The organism is Oxalobacter paraformigenes (assembly GCF_000158475.2).
GTDB classification, from domain to species: domain Bacteria; phylum Pseudomonadota; class Gammaproteobacteria; order Burkholderiales; family Burkholderiaceae_D; genus Oxalobacter; species Oxalobacter paraformigenes.
In genome coordinates, this window is the sequence record NZ_KI392030.1 from 122,314 (window position 1) to 143,527 (window position 21,214).

Consider the following 21,214-nt stretch of genomic DNA (forward strand, 5'->3'; position numbering starts at 1 on the left):
TCAGCTGAAATAATAAAACAGAACGGATTCACATTGAACGAGTACAAGAACAACGATTCCGGGAACTCTTTTCTATCGCCGGTTTTGCCGGATCTGGAAGCGGTCGATCGCATTATCCGTCAACAGATGCATTCGGATATCGCTCTTGTCGGCCGTATTGCAGAATACCTTATCAATGCCGGGGGAAAGCGGATTCGTCCTGTTCTGGTTCTGTTAATGGCAAAAGCGCTCGGTTATCAGGGAAAGCAGCATCAGACGCTTGCCGCGACGATCGAATTCATCCATACCGCTACCTTGCTTCATGACGATGTCGTTGACGAATCCGAACTGAGACGCGGTATTCCCAGCGCCAATGCGCTCTTCGGCAATGCCTCGTCGGTTCTTGTCGGCGATTTTCTTTATACCCGCGCTTTCCAGATGATGGTTTCCGTCGGGAACATGCGGATTCTTGAGGTGCTCGCAGAGGCCACCAATCTTATTGCGGAAGGCGAGGTGATGCAGCTGATGAATGCACGAAATGCCGCCATTGATGAAGACGGGTATATGAAAGTCATTTATGCCAAAACGGCGAAACTGTTCGAGGCTTCTTCTGTGCTGGGCGCGCTGGTAGCGCATGTGTCTGAAGAAAAGATCGGAGCCGCCGCACGGTTCGGCCGGGCTGTGGGTATGGCTTTCCAGTTGATTGACGATATGCTCGATTATGCCGGCGATACCGGAGTAACGGGGAAAAATGTCGGGAACGATTTAAAAGAGGGCAAGATGACGCTGCCGCTTATTTACCTGATGAAAAACGGTTCCGAGAAACAGAAAGCGTCGGTTCGCAAAAGTGTGGAAGAAAACGATGAAAGCTGTTTCCCGGCGGTTTTAAACGCGGTCAGATCGAGCGGGGCTATGGACTATACTTATCAGAAGGCGAGACAGGCTGTTGCGGAAGCGGTACAGGCTTTATCCGCTTTGGACAGTGGTCAATACAAAAAATCTCTGCTAAAATTGTCCTCCTTCTCGGTGGAAAGGAATTATTAACCTTTCCCCTTTTCAATTCGGGGTGTAGCTTAGCCTGGTAGAGCGCTACGTTCGGGACGTAGAGGCCGGAGGTTCGAATCCTCTCACCCCGACCATTTTCTTTTTTCTTCCGTTTAATGGTTTGTTGCCGGCAGGGGTATTTTCTCTGAAACGTTTTCCCTCGCCGTTTCGTTTCCTGAATTCGCTGCCATATCCGCTTTCAGGTCTTCAATGAATTCGTTTATGGCGGGTTTAAAGGCATGTTGCATGATAACGACGTGAGCCAGTTCCCCGCCGAAACGGTCGTCGTAGTCGGGCGCAAGATGCCATTTCTCGATGATCCATTGGCTGGGGCGTTTGAAGAAAACCGTATTCGAATAGTCGTTTATCCAGTGCGGATAATGGAGGGCATAAAGCCTTTCCTGTAAATAACGGGTCGATTCCATAATTCTGGCTGCCTGTTCAGTAAAACCTGCCTTGCCGTTTTTCTGGATGATCCACCAAAGCTTGAGCGGAGCGAGACCGGAACGCGAGCAATTGATCATGGGCATGTCATCGTTCAAATAGGCGATATGAAAGGGATTCTGGTTTTTCAGGATGGTGTGGGTGGTAAGAAAAATGCCTGCCGGTTCGTCCATACCGAAGAATTTGTGGCCGCTGACCGATATGGAATCGAAGTGGAACTTCGTGCGATTGACGAGATCCCGGTGCCGGGTATAGGGAAGGAATCCTCCGAAAAGCGCGGCGTCCAGATGCCGGTAAACCGCAACGGGTTTTTTGCGTTTCAGCACGTCGTCTATGGCTTTCTGGTCATCGATCGCGCCTTTGAAAGTCGTTCCCATGGCGATAACGATCAGTGCCGGTTTCGAAGGATCCAGCGCTTTTTCAAATTCACTGATTTTCATGCGACCCATCGGATCCGCCGGGATCAGACGCAGTTCAAGGTTTTGCAGATCGGCCAGCCGCTTAATGGAATAATGCGCTTCTTCGGAGACATACAGGATGGGTGCTTTGCCGGTTTTTGCACGCAACTCTTTTGCACCGAAATACATACCGTGATTGTTGCCGTCGGTTCCGCTGAAAGTGACGATTCCCCAGAGATCGTTTTTATCGAAACCGTACAAAGGAGCGAAAAATTCGATCACTTCTTTTTCGAAAGCGTGAGAATTGATGCCTCCGTGACTGTTTAGGGGATTTCCGGCATTGTTCATTAAGCTGTTTGACAATCCGGTATCGAGATACCATTGGTAAAAATCGTTCAATTGCACATTCTGGTTTACCGGATATCCCAGATCCCGTTTTTTTGCCTGAATGATCTTTTCCGCAAAGCGATTCAACTGTTCGTTAGGCACGCCATCGGCAAAAGTATTGCCGATGGTGGAGACGGCGATAAGGATGATCCATAGAAGACGAGCCATTGTTTTCCTCCGGTTTTTTGTGTCTGAAAAAGACGAAACAATTTACAGCGTAATGGAAATGTGCTGTCAGGAAAACAAAAAATTGATGAAAGGAAGGTATTGGCGGGAGATAGGGAAAGTATGTTGTCAAGCTTGTTGCCGGATACTTGCCGGAAGAACGGAAACCTCTTTGAGGGAAATGTCTCTTGTACAGGTGTGAAAGCAACGTGATGAAAAAAGGAGCTGTTTGGTTTTTTTTGCGGATTCATGCATAAAGAAGTCGTCTTTTCGTGAAAAGGGACGGTTTTTTATTTTGATGAATTGCAATTTCAGAACAAAAATGGAATAAAATCCTCATGTTCGGTTTTTTCCAGGGCTTTGTATCAGGCCAGATTTAAAGAAAGTTGGCTTCCTGCTTCATTTTCTGAGGACAGGGAGTTTTTATTTTGTGAAACCTTTTTGACAGAGATTTCTATGTCCAACGAAACAATCAAGATGACCAGCGGGGAGTATGTCCCTATTGAAATGCATAAAGTGAGAGTGGTGCAGAAGCTCAATCTTTTGCCGATCGAAAAGCGTCTGAAAGCGATTGAAGACGCCGGTTACAATACTTTTCTGTTGCAAAATCGCGATGTCTTCATGGACATGTTGACGGACAGCGGGACCAATGCCATGTCCGATCAGCAGATCGCTGCGATGATGGTTGCCGACGATGCTTATGCCGGTTCTGAATCATTCAATCGTTTGCAGGAAGCTGTTGAAGAAATACTGGGAACCCAATATTTCCTTCCGGCTCATCAGGGACGTGCAGCGGAACATATCATTTCCCAGGCGTTCATCAAAAAAGGCGATATTGTTCCCATGAATTTCCATTTCACCACGACCAAGGCGCATGTCGAACTGGCTGGCGGAAAAGTGGTGGAACTTTTTACAAACGATGCGCTTGAGATCAAATCCGACAAGCCTTTCAAAGGCAATATGGACATTGACAAGCTGAAAGATCTGGTCAAAACGGCAGGCAAGGATAAAATCCCCTACATTCGTATGGAAGCGGGTACCAATCTGATTGGCGGACAGCCGTTCTCGGTTGAAAACATGCGTGCCGTTCGCAAGGTTGCCGATGAAAATGGCATTCTGATTGTTCTGGATATCAGTCTGGTTTGCGAAAACATGTATTTCATCAAGATGCGTGAACCGGAATTTATGGACAAGAGTCCTGCCGAGATTTTGCGCACGCTTTGCGATCTGGCCGACATTATCTATTTCTCCGCACGCAAGATCAGTTGTTCGCGTGGCGGCGGTATTGCCACGAAGAATCATGAGCTTTATCTGAAGATGCGTGACATGGTTCCTCTTTTCGAAGGATTCCTGACTTATGGCGGTATTTCGGTTCGTGAAATCGAATCCATGGCGGTTGGATTGCGGGAAGCGATTGACTGGAACGTTATCCGTCATTCTCCGGAATTCATCAAGTATCTGGTGGACAGTCTGGATGCCAAGGGCATTCCGGTCATTACACCTGCCGGCGGTTTGGGCGCCCATCTGGATGCCAGGGGATTTCTGCCGCATCTGACTTCTTTCGATTATCCGGCCGGTGCTCTGGCTGCGGCGCTGTACATTGTATCGGGAGTTCGCGGAATGGAAAGGGGAACGATATCCATGGATCGCGATGAAAAGGGCAATGATGTGCCGTCCGAAGTGGAGTTGCTGCGTCTGGCGTTCCCGCGACGGGTATTCACGCTGTCCCAGGTCAAGTATGCCGAAGACCGTATCGAATGGTTATGGAAGAACCGGGAATTGATCGGTGGGCTGAAATTCACGGAAGAACCGAAAGTGTTGCGCTTTTTTGTCGGGCGGCTGGCGCCGGCCTCGGACTGGCCGCAGAAACTGCAGGCCAAATTCCGTGAGGACTTTGGCGACAGTCTGTAAGCCTGTTGCCGTTTGCCTCCGTTTTTTGAAAAGCGACCGGAAACGGTCGCTTTTCCAACACAAGGTGCGGTGTTTTGTTGACGGGAAAAACGGGTTACGCCTTGGGGGTGTGACGGTTCCGGATTTGAACGGGTGCTCTTCCTGTCTGGACGATGTTTTCAAAAATGGGGAAACGTGTCAGCCCAGTCCAGGGCCAGGTTGTGAAATCGGGAAGTTCGCAAGGCCGGTTCCGTTTCGCAACTTGCCGCTTTTTGCGGGGGTGTTGGCGTCAAAAATCGTGTTTTGCCTGTCAAGGGGTACTGCCCCTTCAAGGATCCCGGGTGTTATGCGAATACGGCAGGGATTTCCAGGTTTTTATATAAAAAGATAGCCAATTTAAAGGTTTGTTCAATTCCCTGATCATGTATACCGTGCTTGAAAGTACCGAGTCAGTACTGGATTACGCCTGGAAGATGGTGGCGGATTCCAGGTTTCCCGTTTTCGATGCGCTGATCGCCCGTGAGCAGACGGCCGGCCGGGGCCAGTACGGTCGGACATGGATCAGTCCGCGTGGTAATGTTTACGTGGCGATCAGACTTCCCTTCAAAGCGCCATTTGACAATACCGAAGCGGCTATGGCATTGTCTTGTTGTATTTCTGCAACGCTTGCCGATTTCGGGTTCGACATCAAAATCAAGTGGACGAATGATCTGGTGATTGAGGGCGGTAAAGTCGCCGGGATTCTTCTTGAGCAAAAAAACGGAAAGCTGGTGGCCGGTATTGGCATCAATCTGCTTTCCTGTCCCGATTCGCTTTCACTTCGGCAAAATGCAGCTCTTCCGGCAACGTGTTTGTACGCTGTCAATCCACAGGTCGCACGAAACCTGACTCCGGAAATCATTGTGGAAAATTTGGCAGCACGCCTGAGGAAGCTGGATCTCGACAGTTTTTCCAGGGCATGGCGTACCGAGGCGCTTTCCAGGCTTTTGTGGTTGAATGAGTCTGTTTATCTGGATATTGACGGTTCGGTTGTCACGGGAACGCTTGCCGGAATTGATGAGCGTGGCGGATTGTTGCTGGCAACGCCGGATGGCATGAGAACTTATATGAGAGGCACAATAAGGAAGGTTTCCGGATGATGGGCTATCCTTTTTACAGGAGCCCGTTTTTGCTATGTCCGGGAGTTACGTTAACGAGGTTCATTATTTGCTTTGTCCGGTTTTTCGGTCGTTATGAGATTCGAGTGCCGGTTTGGTGAAGTTGACGACCGCTGCGTTTTTGAATCCCTGATTCAGGTTTGATAATTTGTCTTTTTTAATCCGGAGCCCGTTTTGATGTATAACATGCACATTTGCCAGAAGGTTTGGTTTTGTGGATGTGCGTGTTCTTGGAATTTTCCCTGTTTTCTGAGAAACTTGCGTAAAAAGCGTCGCACTAGCTTATCTTATAATTGGCTTTTGAATAAATTAATTTGGTTTTTGAAGCTACCCATGTCGGGTTTGATGAGAAGACACTTGCCATCATCGATTCCTAAGCAGGGTAGCTTTGCTACGTCCGTCTTTTACTTCGGCCCTGAATTGCCGGGTTTTGCGGTGTGTTTCCCAATATCGAACTGGATCAGCGATTATGCAGAGAAAAGAAATTAATTACAAAAAAAGAACCTTTGAGGAAGTCCGGGAGTCTCTGCGCGGCAAAGTCATCCTGGTGGTGAACCGCGGGATTCCGGCGCGTCGTATCTGCCGGTCTATCGGAGAGCGTTTTGAAGCCATCTCGGCAATGACCGTAACCGATATCGACAAGACACAGCCTGCGGCCGCTTCCGCTCAGGAGCTGATCCTTTTGGGGCCCGATCCGCGTGCCTATCTGCATCTTGAGCGGATCATGGAGCTGGCCAAGCAGCGCAATGTGGTGGCGATGCACCCGGGCTGGGGATTTGCCAGCGAAGACATGCTTTTCCCCAAACTGGCGGAGGAAGCGGGCATTACGTTTATTGGCGCTTCTGCCGACGCGATGTACAAGCTTGGCAACAAGGTTCAGGCTCGCATTATAGCCCGCAAGGTAGGGGTTCCTGTTGTGCCGGGTTCGGACGATTCGGTGGATGTCGATCAGGCACGGGCCATCATCAAGGAAATCGGTTTGCCGATCATGCTGAAGGCGGAAGGCGGCGGCGGTGGGCGCGGCATTTTCCTGGTGACCAATCAGGAAGAACTGGAGGACGCCTTTATGAAGGCATCCGCCATGGCTCAGGCGTCTTTCGGCAATCCTCGCCTGTTTGTCGAAAAGTATCTTCCCAATGTTCATCATATTGAAATTCAGGTTATTGCCGATCGCTGGGGCAATGTGTTTGCCTTCGACGAGCGCGACTGTACGGTGCAGCGCAATAATCAGAAGCTTATTGAAATCACCCCTTCGCCCTGGAAAGGGATCACTCCGGAGTTGCGTGAGCAATTAAAGGAGTATGCGCGCCGGATGGTGCTTGCTGTGGGTTATCATTCGGTGGCCACGGTTGAGTTTCTGGTTACCGAGGATTCAACGCCTTACATGATTGAAGTCAATACCCGTTTGCAGGTCGAACACGGCATTACTGAAAGTCGTTACGGCATTGACCTGGTAGAAGAGCAGATCGCTATCGCTTTCGGTTCGGAATTGCGTTTTAACGAGGAAAACACGCGTCCGCTTTTCACATCCATGCAGGTTCGTGTCAATCTTGAAGATCCCCAGGATGGATTTACGCCCAATTCAGGGCTGATTACCCGTTATGTTTCTACCGGCGGGCCCGGAGTTCGTCTGGATTCGAATCTTTCAGCCGGTTACGAATTTCCTTCCAACTATGATTCGGCTGGCGCTCTGTTGATTACTTATTCGCATGACTGGCAGAAAACGCTGGGCATTATGGAGCGTGCGCTTTCCGAGTATGTGATCGGAGGGCTTAAAACCACCATTCCGTTCATGCAAAAGATCATCAACGATGAGAATTTCCGGAGCGGCGATATTACAACGACTTACATTCACGATCATCCGGAGCTGCTCAATTACACAGACTTGGCGCCGGAAGAGGAACGTCTGGCCAGACTTGTCGCGGAAATTTCCGCCCGTGGCTACAATCCGTACGTCTCGCTGGGAACGTACCGCAATCGCAATACGCCTTCTCTCGGTAGTTTCAAGGCGATATTGCCTGAAATCACTTCTCAGGCAAAGCGCATGCCGTCGCCTTATCCACGCGGTGACCGCCGCGCTTTGCTTGACTATGTGCGCGACAGCGGAAAAATTCATTTTACGGATACCACAACGCGCGATATGACCCAGTCCAACAACGGGAATCGCATGCGTCTGGCAGAAGACAGGCTGGTGGGCCCTTATCTGGACAATCTCGGTCTTTTTTCCATTGAAAATGGTGGCGGCGCTCATTTTCACGTAGCCATGCTGGCCAACATGACTTATCCATTCCGGGAAGCGCGCGAGTGGAACAGTTTTGCGCCCAAGACCCTGAAACAGTTGCTGATCCGTTCAACCAATGTGCTGGGCTATAGTCCGCAGCCAAGAAACCTGATGCGGCTGACAGGTGAAATGATCTGTGATCATTATGATGTGGTCCGCTGTTTTGATTTTCTGAATGAATCGGCCAATATGCTGCCGATTACAGAAGTCGTCATGGATCGTAAAGACAAGGTTTTTGAGCCGGCCCTGTCGCTTTCCTATGCCAAGGGGTTCGATATTGACCACTATCTCAAGGTCACGGAATCCATTATCGCCATGATGTCCCGGGTTTCCGGTTTGCCGGAAAATGCGGTTACTCGTGAATTTATTCTGGGCTTAAAGGATATGGCTGGCGTTTGTCCGCCGAAATTCATGCGTGAACTGGTTTCCGCGCTCAGAAAACGCTGGCCGGAGCTGGTGTTGCACTATCACCGTCACGTTACGGACGGCCTTTTCCTGCCAGCCTGTGCCGCTGCCGCGGAAGCGGGCTGCCAGATTATCGATGCCGGTCTTGGCGCATCGGTTCGCAGCTATGGTCAGGGCGATATCGGTTCGCTGGCGGCCTATCTGGAAGACGAACTTGGCCTTGATATCAGTCTCAACCGCGATGCCTTGCGGGATGCCAACTTCGTTTGCAAGCAGTTCATGCCGTATTTCGACCGTTATTGCTCGCCTTATTTCCAAGGTGTCGATTATGACGTCATCCGTTACGCGATGCCGGGAGGAGCGACCTCGTCCTCGCAGGAAGGGGCTGTCAAACAAGGCTATATCCAGCTGCTTCCCTATATGCTCGATTTCCTGGCCTATACTCGTCAGATCGTTCGCTACCATGATGTGACGCCGGGTTCGCAAACCACCTGGAACACGGCGTTTCTGGCTGTGACGGGCGCTTACAAGCGCGGGGGTATGCCCGCTGTGCAGCAGTTGCTGTCGGTACTCAAAACCGTTACTGAAACTCCGGAAGAAAATCTTTCCGAGGAAATCAAACAGAAGCGTCTGGATATCTACCGCGATTGTAACGAAGCCTTCCAGAAGCTCCTCTTGGGCAAATTCGGAAGGCTTCCGCTTGGTTTTCCGAGCGACTGGGTCTATCAGAGTGCCTTCGGCGATGAATGGGAAAACGCGATTGCTTCCCGCACGGAAGTTTCCCCGCTGGAAAATCTGCCGCCTGTCGATATGGAAGCTGAAAAAGCTGAATTGACCAAATTGCTGAAACGCGAGCCGACTGATGAAGAATTTGTCATGTACCTGAATCATCCGGCGGATGCGATCAAGACGATCGAATTCCAGAAAAAGTTCGGTAATCCGAACCATCTGCCGCTTGACGTATGGTTTGAAGGGATCAAACCCGGGCAGACGCTTAATTTCAATACATCAAGCGGCAAGCCCCACCAGATGCTTCTGCTGAGCATCGATCCGGTTAATGATGATGGAGTAGCCACAGTCCGGTACGTTCTGGACTCGGAAATTCTGACCAGTGATATCCAGATCGATGCGCCTGTCACTGCGGCTGGCGGAGGCAGTGGTTCCATTATTGCGGAAAGCGGCAATCCGTATCATGTCGGTAGCCCACGCAAGGCCGATCTCTGGATTGTTCACGTCAAGGAAGGCGATATCGTCAAGCAGGGGCAAGAACTTTTCAATGTTTCCATTATGAAACAGGAAAGATCGGTGCTTTCTCCGGTAAACGGGATTGTCAAGCGGGTGGTCAAGACCGCTGATTTCAAGAAAGACCACCGTATGATTCCGGTACTTGAGGGGGAATTGATTGTCGAGCTTTCGCCTGTCCCGAAACTGTGCCCGAAATGCGCTTATCCGATTACGGATGAACATGCCAAGTTCTGCCCGTTCTGTGGTACTGAAGTTCCGGATTTGTCTTAAAGAAGTCCAGCCCTCCGTTTGGAGGGCTTTTCTTCGGGCGAAGGGCCACTTCATACGGGAAACCGTTTCATGCCTTTTGCCGCTCCGTCTGATAAGGAGCGGTTTTTGTCCCGCATGCCGGAAATCCGTTCTCGGCAGATAGCAGAGTGTCAATACCTCTTTATGGAACAGGCGGTTTTATCCTGTTAGGGTTCCTGTTGTGTCTTCCCGCATGTGGTTAATTTTCGGGAAAGAGGCGATGGTTGTTGAGATGAGTTTGCCGCGCGCTTCGCTGCCTGAAACGTGTCGCCTGTTTAACGGATTCGTGGTCTCGCTATTTAATATAGTCTGTCTCATCAGTCTGAATCCGGACCGGTTGTCCGGTTTTTGGCTGCGGCGCTGTACATTGTGTCGGGGGTTCGCGGAATGGAAAGGGGAACGATATCCATGGATCGCGATGAAAAGGGCAATGATGTGCCGTCCGAAGTGGAGTTGCTGCGTCTGGCGTTCCCGCGACGGGTATTCACGCTGTCCCAGGTCAAGTATGCCGAAGACCGTATCGAATGGTTATGGAAGAACCGGGAATTGATCGGTGGGCTGAAATTCACGGAAGAACCGAAAGTGTTGCGCTTTTTTGTCGGGCGGCTGGCGCCGGCCTCGGACTGGCCGCAGAAACTGCAGGCCAAATTCCGTGAGGACTTTGGCGACAGTCTGTAAGCCTGTTGCCGTTTGCCTCCGTTTTTGAAAAGCGGTCGTTTTCCCTTTGTTTTTCGGTTTTTCAAACTGAAAGGCAGATATTAATGAGGTTGCGTCCAGTAATCCGGTTTGGCATAAATTGTTTTTAACTGATCGATAAAAAGACGTGTTTTCAAGGGCAGATAGAGTTGCTGGGGATAAACGGCCATGATGTCGTAATTCGGGAGCGCAAATTCATCCAGAACTGTGACCAGTTTCCCGGAGGCAAGTTCGGACTGGATTTCCCACGTGGATCGCCATGCCAGTCCATAGCCTTCCAGACACCAGTGGTGAAGAAGTTCGCCGTCATTGCAGTCCAGATTGCCGGATGTACGCACAATGACCGTACGATTGTTTTCCTTGAAATGCCAGCCTCGCTGTTGGCCACCTTGCAGGTTGAATGTCAGGCAATTATGCTGGTTGAGTTCCTTTAGGGTGCGGGGAACGCCGAATTTTTTCAGGTAATCCGGTGAAGCGCAGACAACGCGGTGATTTGAACAAAGCTTTATGGCAACCAGACTCGGATCGATCGTCCCGCCGATACGGATGCTCAAATCATAGCCTTCCCGAACGAGGTCAACAACCTGATCGCTGAGGTTGAACGAGATTTTGACATCCGGGTTGGCGGCCAGAAACGCAGGGGCGTGCGGGGCCACGTGTTTTCTGCCAAAAGCGGCCGGTGCGGATACGATAAGGTGGCCTGTTGCTTTATTGAGACCTTCGCCAATCATTTTTTCCGCCTGATCCAGCTCATCCAGAATTTTTCTGCAATGATCAAGAAATACCGTACCTCGTTCAGTTAGTGTAAGATGTCGAGTTGTACGATGCATGAGTTTAATGCCAAGACGTCGTTCAAGCGCATCAATACGCCGCCCCAGCATAACAGGAGTGATTCCTAGCACGAGCGAAGCTTTGGCCAGGCTACCCTTTTCTGCAGCATTAACGAATGCCTCAATTTGTTTGATTTTGTCCATTGACGCGATTCCTTACAAATAGTATCGAATCAAGCGATTTTTTATTATCTTATCAAACAAAAAAATCATCTATATAATGCGTTTTAATTGCATTTAATAAAATTTGAAATGTTTCAACCTGGAGGTGCTTCATGGCAAAAATGACCGCAGCCGAAGCGGCTGTCTACGTATTGGAAAAAGAAGGTGTTACCCAGTTGTTCGGTATCCCGGGTGCCGGTATCAATCCATTTTATGCGGCACTGAAGAAGCATGGCACCATGAAACATATTCTGGCGCGTCACGGCGAAGGTATCGCCCACATGGCTGAAGGGTATACGCGTGCAAAACAGGGTAATATCGGCGTAGGCATCTGTACTTCCGGTCCCGCTGCAACTGACATGATTACGGGACTTTATTCTGCAATCGCCGATTCCACTCCCATTTTGGCTATTACCGGACAGGCTCCACGTGCGAAACTTTTCAAGGAAGATTTTCAGGCAGTCGATATCGAGAAAATCGCTGCGCCTGTGGCCAAGATGGCTGTAACTGTCCGTGAACCGGCGCTTGTTCCCTGGACATTGCAGAAGGCATTCTATCTGATGCGCACTGGCCGTCAGGGTCCTTGTCTGATTGATCTTCCGCTGGATGTCCAGATGGGTGAAATCGAGTTCGATCCGGACACTTATGCTCCTCTGGAAGTCAACAAGCCAAGAGCTACCCGCGCACAGATCGAAAAAGCCCTGGGTATGCTGAACGATGCCGAAAAACCGCTGCTCATTGCGGGCGGTGGCGTCATTCTGGCAGACGCCTCGCCTTTGCTGGTCGAACTGGCTGAAATTCTCGGCGTGCCGGTTATTCCAACGCTGATGGGCTGGGGTTCGATTCCGGATGATCACGATCTTAATGCCGGCATGGTTGGTATCCAGACGCATCATCGTTACGGCAATGCCTCTTTCCTGGCTTCCGATTTCATTATGGGTATCGGTAATCGCTGGGCAAACCGGCATACCGGTGGTCTGGAAACCTATACCAAGGGGCGCAAGTTCGTTCATATCGATATTGAACCGACCCAGCTTGGAAAAGTGTTCTGTCCTGATTACGGCATTGTGTCAGATGCAAAAGAAGCGCTGGAACAGTTTGTTGAACTGGCAAAAGAATGGAAAGCGGCCGGCAAACTCAAGGATCGTTCCACGTGGGCAGCCGAATGCCTGAAACGCAAACGGACCATGTTGCGTCGCACGGACTATGACGACGTTCCGATGAAACCGCAACGCGTTTACCAGGAAATGAACAATTTCTTCGGCAAAAACGTCCATTATGTGACGGCGATCGGTTTGTCCCAAATCGGCGCTGCCCAGCATCTGAAAGTTCAGCAGCCACGTGGCTGGATCAATTGCGGCCAGGCAGGTCCCTTGGGCTGGACGATCCCTGCCGCTCTCGGTGTTCGCGCCGCTTTGCCCGATGCCGACATTGTTGCCTTGTCGGGTGACTTCGACTTCCAGTTCATGATTGAAGAGCTGGCAGTGGGGGCTCACTTCAAACTGCCTTATATCCACGTTGTCGTCAACAATTCCTATCTGGGGCTGATTCGTCAGGGACAGCTGGGATTCAATAATCTGGATTATTGCGTTCAGCTTTCTTTCGAAAACATCAATTCGCCGGAAGTGGATGGATACGGTATTGACTTTGTCAAGGTTGCAGAGGGTCTCGGTTGTAAAGCCATTCGTGTCCACAAACCGGATGAACTGATCCCGGCCTTCAAGAAAGCACGCGAATTGATGAAAGAATTCCAGGTTCCGGTTGTTGTGGAAGCGATTCTGGAAAGAGTGACCAATATCCCAATGGGCGGAAACCTTGACCAGATCAATGAGTTTGGCGGTGCCCTTGACGTTAACGAATAAAAAAGGAGAGAAACAATGCCAAAAATGGCTGCCAATTTGTCCATGTTGTTTAATGAAGTTCCTTTCATGGACCGGTTCGACGCTGCTGCCAAAGCAGGTTTCAAAGGGGTTGAATTCCTTTTCCCGTATCCATTCAATCTGGATGAAATTGCGGAAAAGTTGCAGAAAAACAATCTTGAACTGGTTCTTCACAACCTGCCGGCCGGTAACTGGGAAGCGGGTGAACGCGGTATCGCCTGCCATCCGGATCGTGTTGGCGAATTCCAGGATGGCGTCGATATTGCGATCAATGCCGCCAAGAAACTGGGCGTCAAGCAGGTGAACTGTCTTTCCGGCCCGGTATTGCCCGGTGTTTCCGAAGACAAATTGCGCGCTACTTTTGTGGACAATCTGAAATTTGCGGCTGAAAAACTCAAGGCTGAGGGTATTCGTCTGGTTACCGAACCGGTCAATACCATTGACATGAAAAACGCTTTTCTGAATCGTACCCAGCAAGCGGTCGATATCATTCGCGATGTCGGTTCCGACAACCTGTTCATCCAGTACGATATCTACCACATGCAACGTATGGAAGGTGAACTGGCCAACACGATTGAAGCCAATCTTCCGCTGATCAAGCACATGCAGCTGGCCGACAATCCGAAGCGTAACGAACCGGGTACGGGAGAAATCAATTATCACTTCCTGTTCAAGTTCATTGACGATATCGGATACGACGGCTGGATCGGTTGCGAATACAAACCGAAGACCACGACGGTTGATGGTTTGGGCTGGCTGAAAGAATACAACGTCAAGTAATGGCATAACGAAAACAAGATAACTGGAGAGAAATAATGGCAAATATCGGTTTTATCGGTTTGGGAATCATGGGCGTGCCAATGGCCGTCAATCTGCAAAAAGGCGGCAATCAGCTTTTTGTCAATGATAAAAAAGCGCCTCCCGCCGCTCTGCTGGATGGCGGCGCAAAAGCCTGTGCGAATGGTAAGGAAGTTGCCCAGAAATCGGATATCATCTTCATCATGGTGCCGGATACGCCGGACGTGGAAGCCGTTTTGTTTGGCGAAAACGGGGTTGCTCAGGGTTTGAGCGCGGGCAAGATTGTTGTGGACATGAGTTCGATTTCCCCGATCGCTACCAAGGAATTTGCCAAGAAGATCAATGACCTTGGCTGTGAATATCTGGATGCGCCTGTATCGGGCGGCGAGGTCGGCGCCAAAGCCGGTTCTCTCACCATTATGGTTGGCGGTAGTGAAGAAACTTTCAACAAGGTCAAACCTCTGTTCGAACTGATGGGCCAGAATATTACTCTGGTCGGCGGTAACGGCGACGGTCAGACCACCAAGGTTGCCAACCAGATCATTGTGGCACTGAACATTCAGGCTGTTGCCGAAGCGTTGCTGTTCGCTTCCAAGGCCGGCGCCGATCCGGCCAAAGTCCGTCAGGCCCTGATGGGGGGCTTTGCTTCTTCCAGAATTCTGGAAGTTCATGGTGAACGCATGATCAAGCGTACATTCAATCCGGGCTTCAGAATCAATCTGCACCAGAAAGATCTGAACCTGGCATTGCAAGGCGCCAAATCTCTGGGCATTTCACTGCCGAATACGGCGACGGCCCAGGAATTGATGAATGCCTGCGCTGCAAACGGGCTCTCCGGAATGGATCATTCCGCCCTTTGCCGTGCAGTTGAAATCATGTCGGCTCACGAAATTGCCAAGGCATAAGCCTGACGTTTCGGTCATTACATCCGGTGAGGGCTTCGGGTTTTCACCGGGTTAATTTCACTTAAGGCCATCAAATGGGATGCGAAATGGATTCGCTTGGGAGCGGGTTTTTCGCGGTTGTCCGGTTTGATGGTTTTTTTATTCAGGATCGAATGTGATGATGCCTATCGATAATCCCAAACAGTTTTTGCTGGATCTCTATTCCAGTGCCATTTCAGCTGTAAGCGCCGCAAAGTGCCTGCCGCAATATTTGCCTGAACCTTTGCCGGGGGGCAGAACAATCGTTATTGGGGCAGGCAAGGGAGCGGCCGCTATGGCGAAAGCGGTAGAAGATCACTGGCAGGGAGAACTTTCCGGTCTGGTCGTGACCCGTTATGAACATGGTCTGCCGTGCAAACATATCGAAGTGGTCGAGGCTTCTCATCCGGTGCCGGATGCAGCTGGAAGGGATGCGGCGAAACGCATGCTGCAAATGGTTCAGGGATTGAGTGACAAGGATCTCGTCATTTGTCTTGTTTCAGGGGGCGGTTCCGCATTGCTGGCGTTGCCATCCAAAAATATCAGCCTTGAACAAAAGCAGCAGATCAACCGGAAATTGCTGAGAAGTGGCGCCAGCATTTCGGAAATGAACTGTGTCCGGAAGCATCTTTCTGATATCAAGGGTGGCCGTCTGGCGCTCGCTTGCGCTCCGGCGAAAGTGGTTACGCTGATGATTTCGGATATTCCCGGCGATGATCCGGGCATTATCGCCAGCGGTCCGACCTTGCCTGACCCGACTACGTGTGAAGATGCGCTGGCTATTTTGCAGAAATACCAGATCGATGTGCCCGAAAACGTTTTAAGACATCTTGAGTCGGGTGAAGGAGAAACGCCCAAACCCGGCGATCCACGCTTTGCACGTAACGAAAGCCACATTATCGCGACGGCACAGGACGCGCTGGAAGCCGCGGCAGATATGGCACGTGCCAGTGGCGTAAGGCCCTACATCCTTTCGGATAGCATAGAAGGCGAAGCCAGAGATATTGCGCTGATGCATGCCGCTATGGCAAGACAGGTTATTGAACGCGATCAACCATTTCAAAAGCCCTGCGTCATCATATCTGGCGGTGAGACGACTGTTACGGTCAAAGGTAACGGTCGGGGCGGCCGTAATGCAGAGTTTTTGCTGAGTCTGGCTATTGCGCTGAATGATCAGCCCGGAGTGTATGCCATAGCCTGCGATACAGACGGCATTGACGGTTCCGAAGACAATGCGGGTGCTTTGTATATGCCGGGTTCTTTGTCGCGAGCTGAATCGCAGGGAAAACGGCCCCGCAAAATGCTGGAAAACAATGACGGATACGGCTTTTTCAGCGCATTGGGTAATCTGGTGGTAACAGGGCCGTCAAGAACCAATGTCAACGATTTCCGTGCCATATTGATTATTTAGGAAGACAACAAGAGAAAATTATGCGACGTCAACGTAAAGCAAAGATCGTAGCGACTCTGGGGCCGGCTAGTTCGACCAAAGAAATGATTTTGTCCTTATTTGAAGCGGGCGTAGACGTTTTTCGCTTCAATTTCAGTCACGGCACGCAGGACGATCATCGCTTGCGACACGAAGCGGTACGGGAAGTGGAACGTCTTGTAGGACGTCCGATCGCCATTCTTGCTGACCTGCAGGGACCCAAGCTTCGCATCGGCAAGTTTGCCAGCGGAAAAGTGCAGTTGAAGACAGGGGCGGAGTTTGTTTTTGACCGGAATACTGCCGATGGGGACGAGCAGCGGGTCAATTTGCCTCATCCGGAGCTGTTCGGCGTTATGGAGGCGGGACACTCGATTTCGCTCGATGATGGCAAGCTCAAAATGAAAGTCATGGAAAGCACGCCCGATGAAATCCGTACACAGGTTGTTACAGGCGGTCCCCTGTCCGATCGAAAAGGCGTCAATGTGCCTGACGTCGTGCTGCCCATTCCGATTTTGACGGAAAAAGACCGCCGTGATCTTGAATTCGCCTTGTCTCTCGGGGTGGACTGGGTGGCGCTGTCATTTGTCCAGCGGCCGGAAGATCTGATTGAGGCGCGTCGTCTGATTGCAGGACGTGCGGGATTGATGACCAAACTTGAAAAACCTGCCGCGCTGGATCATCTCGATGAAATTGTCATGGCTTCGGATTCGGTCATGGTCGCTCGTGGCGACCTGGGTGTGGAATTGCCTCCGGAAAAAGTGCCGGGTGCCCAGAAAAGAATACTGCGTGCCTGCCGGCATTATGGAAAACCGAGTATCGTCGCCACTCAAATGCTGGAATCGATGATTTTTTCGCCGACGCCGACGCGCGCTGAAGCCTCCGATGTGGCCAGTGCTGTTTATGATGGCGCTGATGCGGTGATGCTGTCTGCGGAATCCGCAAGTGGCGCTTATCCGGTACAGGCCGTTTCGATTATGGACCGTATCATTGGCGAAGTGGAAAGCGACCCGATTTATCCGAAAATGATCAATGCCCAGCATGAGGTTTCACTACCCTCAAAAAGCGATGCGATTTGCTCGGCGCTCAGGACGGTTTCCCAGATGATCGGCGCTGTTGTGAATGTCACTTATACCGATTCGGGCAATACCAGCTTGCGTGCTGCCAGGGAAAGACCGATGGCTCCGATTTTGAGTATCACACCGCATTTATCGACCGCCAGAAGGCTCGCGCTGGCATGGGGAGTGCATTCTACCGTTATTGACCATGATGTGAAGGATGTGGACGAAATGGTCGATGCGGCATGCAGAACCGCTTTTTCGGAAGGTTTTGCACAAGCCGGTGACCAGTTGGCTATTGCCGCCGGTATGCCTTTCGGACAGCCGGGCACGACAAATCTGCTACGAGTTGCAGAAATCGATGTTCGCTAGTTGTCTGGCTTTTTTCTGAACAGGGTCTTTTAGACCCTGTTTTTTTGTATTCAGATGTCCACTGTTTTAATAACATGTATTTCATTGACTCATTATTCAGGAAGAGATATGAATCCGAAAAATTTTTTTCTCGTCCCGGGAATGGCTGAAAAAACGGAATTGATCGTTACCGAAGAGCAGACGGCACGTTATTGGGGAAGCGGGAAAAGCGATATCCTGGCGACACCGGCGCTGGTTGCCGTAATGGAAGCCACAACCCAGAAAATAACAGATGGCGGATTGCCCGAAAGCTGGCAGTCGGTTGGCACGTATATCGGATTGACGCACAGTTCGGTGACTCCGGTTGGCGCGAAAGTATCGATTCATGCGGTTCTGACGCATATTGACGGGAAAGAATTGACTTTTGAAATCAGCGCTTTTGATGAATCAGGAATAATTGCAGAAGGAAGTCACAAAAGGATTATTTCCAGAACGGAAGTCCTGAAAAGATTGTTGAGGAAGAAGAAATAAAAGAATGTCCTATTTTTTCAGGCAATTATGACGCTATCTTTCAGCAAAATCTCTGGAATTCTGAAGGTGTCGTAAAGTGGAGATAAAAAATCTAATCTTGACCGAGATCATGGTCAGTAAAAAATTGTTCTCGCACAATAGTCGAGCAATCAGGCAAAGAGGTTATGAAATTTGTAATTTCCTTGCTGCTATTGGTAAGAGTGCATAGTCCGGAAATAAACGGAGACCTAACATCCGTAGTGACCATGTTTGTAGTAATCATTAAAGGAGAGTAGATCTATGGCTACACAAGAAAGGTACCCTAATCGGTGGGTGCAGCTAGTATTGGGTATTATCTGTATGGCGACGGTCGCGAACTGCCAGTATGGCTGGACGCTGTTCGTTGCTCCGATTGAAGACAAATACCACTGGGCTCGTACAGCAATTCAGCTGTCGTTCACCATCTTCCTGTTCTTCGAAACATGGCTGGTGCCTATTGAAGGTTGGGCAGTGGATAAATTCGGTCCGCGTCCGGTCATTATTTTCGGTGCTATTCTGGTTACGATCGGCTGGATTATGTGTTCCTATGCCTCCAGCCTGGGTTTCCTGTATGCCGCACAGGTTCTGACAGGGGCTGGCGCCGGTGCCGTTTACGGTACCTGTTCCGGTAACTCGCTGAAATGGTTCCCGGACAAACGCGGTCTGGCTGCCGGTGCGACAGCTGCCGGTTTCGGTGGCGGCGCCGCTATCACCGTTATCCCGGTTGCCAGCATGATCAACAGTTCCGGCTATGAACAGGCGTTCTTCGTCTTCGGTATCGTTCAGGGCATCATCATCACCGCTTGCGCTCTCTTCATGCCGCGCGCCAAACTGCCACCGGGAACGAAAGCGATTCCGCGTGTTATTTCTTCCAAGAAAAACTACACCCCGACCCAGATCGTCAGAGAACCTCTTTTCTGGCTCATCTACGTCTGCTTCGTTGGTGTTGCTTCCGGCGGTATCATGGCAACGGCTTCTTTCGGTCCTGTCTCCCGCGACTACGGTCTTGACAAGATTCCGGTGACCCTCCTGGGCGTTACCCTGCCGCTGTTGACCATGGCCATGTCCATCGACAACATCTGTAACGGTGCGACCCGTCCTATCATGGGTTATCTGTCAGACCGTTTCGGCCGTGAAAACCTGATGTTCGTGGTGTTCATGGGTGAAGCTGCCGCCCTGCTGGGTCTGGTGTTCTGGGGTCGCACTCCACTGGGCTTCATGTTCTTCGCCGCCATGACGTTTGCCTGCTGGGGTGAAATCTTCTCGCTGTTCCCGTCCATGTGCGCCGACACGTTCGGCAGTGCGAACGCAGCGGGTAACGCGGGTACGCTGTACACGGCAAAAGGAACGTCTTCCCTTATCGTTCCGCTGGCAGCCGGTCTGTCCAAAGGCGGTAACTGGAACCGTACCTTCGTTCTGTCGGCATGCGTTGCAGCTACCTGTTCCCTGTTGGCGTTCTTCGTTCTGAAACCGTGGCGCAGACGTTTCATCGAAAACAACAACAAGGAAATCGAAGCACAGGAAGCAGCCGCTGCTGCAGGCAAAGCGTAAGCTGAGCGAATTTCTGTGGTTTCCCGGGAGAACCGGTAACGGTTCTCCCGCCTGATTCGGTGAAACCAATAAAAACGGCAACATTTTTATGTTGCCGTTTTTTTCGTGTAAACCTGTCTGTCGATAAAATGGGCTAAGCCTAGATTTTTCCCTGATTTTTAAGGCGGCTAAGGGTTTCTGGGGAAAGATTGAGATACGATGCCAGCTCCTTTTTGGGCATACGGTCAAACAGATCCGGATGCTTTCTTAAAAAACGATGAACACGTCCGGGAGCATCCAGCAGATGCAGGGAAATGGTATGCGACATGATACTGCTCATAATGCGCATGACTTCCATTTCAAAACGCTGTTTGAGTACGGGGTGGGCCTCGATAAAAGCGACCCATTGTGGCATGGCGATGCGGGCTATACGGGCTTTGGTAACGGTTATGACGCTAAACGGCGCAGCTTTGTTGAATTTCCACGAAGCATAAGTTGCTTCCATGTATCGTTCGCTGGTAAAACGCAAAATCATTTCTTTCGCATGCTGGTTGGCAACCGATCTTTTCAGGATGCCGTCGAGGACGAAAATGACTTCCAGATCATGATCTCCCTGATGAGTCAGGCAATCGCCTTTGGAATGATCCGAAATATCGAGATGCGGTTCCAGTTCGGCCAATTCATTTTGGGACAATTCCTTCAATATGCAATTTTGAGAAAGTTGCACACGAATAATATTTTTCTCAGGATGATTCGCTATTAAGGCCATGAATTTTTTACTTCAGTTTTGACGTAACGTGACTAAAACGCTCGAAAAAAATTGACGAAAGTCAAGAACTTCTAGTTTGAACCGGGAAACTTGACTGTGGTCAAGAATATATCAGGAGTTGAGAAGCTATGATAGCCATTAGCTTAAATATTTGACGGAAAGTTTGAAAATGTTGGAAAAGTATTGTTTTTCCGCCAAATATTATAGGTCATTTGGTTTTCATCCTTTGGTAGCCAGGCAGTAGCAGTAAATGGTCACTAAAGGGAAGTTGTAGTTTACAGCGCACAATTAACCAATAACATTGGAGGAAGAGAAATATGGGTAGCAAAGCATTATCCGGAGTAAGAATTCTGGACATGACCCACGTACAGGCCGGCCCGACATCGTCGCAGTTGTTGGCATGGATGGGAGCGGACGTCATCAAATTCGAGAATCCGACAGGTGACATCACACGTAAACAGCTGCGTCACGATCCGAACAAAGACAGCTTGTACTTCACCATGCTGAACAGCAACAAACGTTCGATCATAGCCAACATGAAAAAGCAAAGCGGGCTGTG

The 21,214-nt window shown here is 50.3% G+C and carries 17 protein-coding genes and 1 tRNA gene; 14 read left to right on the plus strand and 4 right to left on the minus strand.

All coding sequences use genetic code 11. From position 1 onward, the window contains the following. The first annotated feature begins 33 nt into the window (after positions 1-33). Together OFAG_RS00610 and OFAG_RS00615 are read left to right on the plus strand one after the other, a co-directional pair. Complete coding sequence (locus tag OFAG_RS00610) at positions 34-1,023, plus strand: polyprenyl synthetase family protein (protein WP_005878347.1); 990 nt, start codon at positions 34-36, stop codon at positions 1,021-1,023. A gap of 18 nt (positions 1,024-1,041) precedes the next feature. After that, positions 1,042-1,118, plus strand: a tRNA-Pro gene (locus tag OFAG_RS00615). Positions 1,119-1,136: 18 nt separating this feature from the next. On the opposite strand, the gene OFAG_RS00620 is transcribed toward OFAG_RS00615, so the two are convergent. After that, complete coding sequence (locus OFAG_RS00620) at positions 1,137-2,420, minus strand: aminotransferase class V-fold PLP-dependent enzyme (protein WP_005878345.1); 1,284 nt, start codon at positions 2,418-2,420, stop codon at positions 1,137-1,139. Positions 2,421-2,873: 453 nt separating this feature from the next. On the opposite strand from OFAG_RS00620, the gene OFAG_RS00630 reads away from it, so the two are divergent. From OFAG_RS00630 to OFAG_RS00640, 3 genes are all read left to right on the plus strand, one after another. Then, positions 2,874-4,328 carry a tryptophanase gene (locus OFAG_RS00630; protein WP_020994679.1) on the plus strand — a complete coding sequence of 485 codons (1,455 nt, stop codon included), beginning with the start codon at positions 2,874-2,876 and terminating at the stop codon, positions 4,326-4,328. A gap of 383 nt (positions 4,329-4,711) precedes the next feature. Next, positions 4,712-5,446, plus strand: a complete 735-nt coding sequence (locus OFAG_RS00635) for a biotin--[acetyl-CoA-carboxylase] ligase (RefSeq protein ID WP_005878341.1) — start codon at positions 4,712-4,714, stop codon at positions 5,444-5,446. A 487-nt stretch (positions 5,447-5,933) separates the two neighbouring features. Beyond that, a complete protein-coding gene (locus OFAG_RS00640) occupies positions 5,934-9,665 on the plus strand; it encodes a pyruvate carboxylase (protein ID WP_005878339.1) in 3,732 nt (1,243 codons plus the stop codon). A 177-nt stretch (positions 9,666-9,842) separates the two neighbouring features. On the opposite strand, the gene OFAG_RS13605 is transcribed toward OFAG_RS00640, so the two are convergent. Further along, the gene (locus OFAG_RS13605; RefSeq protein WP_155979176.1) at positions 9,843-10,001 is read right to left on the minus strand and encodes a hypothetical protein; all 159 of its coding nucleotides are present in this window, start codon (positions 9,999-10,001) and stop codon (positions 9,843-9,845) included. A gap of 90 nt (positions 10,002-10,091) precedes the next feature. On the opposite strand from OFAG_RS13605, the gene OFAG_RS00645 reads away from it, so the two are divergent. Further along, the gene (locus OFAG_RS00645) at positions 10,092-10,361 is read left to right on the plus strand and encodes a hypothetical protein (RefSeq protein WP_020994682.1); all 270 of its coding nucleotides are present in this window, start codon (positions 10,092-10,094) and stop codon (positions 10,359-10,361) included. Between the two features lie 80 nt (positions 10,362-10,441). Here OFAG_RS00645 and OFAG_RS00650 read toward each other — a convergent pair whose 3' ends face one another. Next, complete coding sequence (locus OFAG_RS00650) at positions 10,442-11,353, minus strand: LysR family transcriptional regulator (RefSeq protein WP_005878336.1); 912 nt, start codon at positions 11,351-11,353, stop codon at positions 10,442-10,444. 131 nt (positions 11,354-11,484) lie between these two features. On the opposite strand from OFAG_RS00650, the gene gcl reads away from it, so the two are divergent. From gcl to oxlT, 7 genes are all read left to right on the plus strand, one after another. Next, positions 11,485-13,233 (plus strand): glyoxylate carboligase, encoded by a 1,749-nt coding sequence (gene gcl, locus OFAG_RS00655; protein ID WP_005878334.1) that lies wholly within the window; start codon positions 11,485-11,487, stop codon positions 13,231-13,233. Positions 13,234-13,248: 15 nt separating this feature from the next. Further along, positions 13,249-14,031, plus strand: a complete 783-nt coding sequence (hyi, locus tag OFAG_RS00660; protein WP_005878332.1) for a hydroxypyruvate isomerase — start codon at positions 13,249-13,251, stop codon at positions 14,029-14,031. Positions 14,032-14,066: 35 nt separating this feature from the next. Then, positions 14,067-14,954, plus strand: a complete 888-nt coding sequence (gene glxR, locus OFAG_RS00665) for a 2-hydroxy-3-oxopropionate reductase (RefSeq protein ID WP_005878330.1) — start codon at positions 14,067-14,069, stop codon at positions 14,952-14,954. A 160-nt stretch (positions 14,955-15,114) separates the two neighbouring features. Continuing rightward, the gene (locus OFAG_RS00670; protein ID WP_005878328.1) at positions 15,115-16,383 is read left to right on the plus strand and encodes a glycerate kinase type-2 family protein; all 1,269 of its coding nucleotides are present in this window, start codon (positions 15,115-15,117) and stop codon (positions 16,381-16,383) included. Between the two features lie 20 nt (positions 16,384-16,403). Then, positions 16,404-17,828 (plus strand): pyruvate kinase, encoded by a 1,425-nt coding sequence (pyk, locus tag OFAG_RS00675; protein ID WP_005878326.1) that lies wholly within the window; start codon positions 16,404-16,406, stop codon positions 17,826-17,828. 108 nt (positions 17,829-17,936) lie between these two features. Then, positions 17,937-18,338: a thioesterase family protein gene (locus OFAG_RS00680; protein ID WP_005878323.1), complete on the plus strand. Its 402-nt coding sequence runs from the start codon at positions 17,937-17,939 to the stop codon at positions 18,336-18,338. Positions 18,339-18,617: 279 nt separating this feature from the next. Continuing rightward, positions 18,618-19,907 (plus strand): oxalate/formate MFS antiporter, encoded by a 1,290-nt coding sequence (gene oxlT / locus OFAG_RS00685; protein WP_005878321.1) that lies wholly within the window; start codon positions 18,618-18,620, stop codon positions 19,905-19,907. 139 nt (positions 19,908-20,046) lie between these two features. On the opposite strand, the gene OFAG_RS00690 is transcribed toward oxlT, so the two are convergent. After that, positions 20,047-20,655 (minus strand): Crp/Fnr family transcriptional regulator, encoded by a 609-nt coding sequence (locus OFAG_RS00690; RefSeq protein WP_005878319.1) that lies wholly within the window; start codon positions 20,653-20,655, stop codon positions 20,047-20,049. Between the two features lie 317 nt (positions 20,656-20,972). On the opposite strand from OFAG_RS00690, the gene OFAG_RS00695 reads away from it, so the two are divergent. After that, on the plus strand, positions 20,973-21,214 hold a 242-nt coding region (locus OFAG_RS00695; protein WP_020994684.1), incomplete at its 3' end, for a CoA transferase.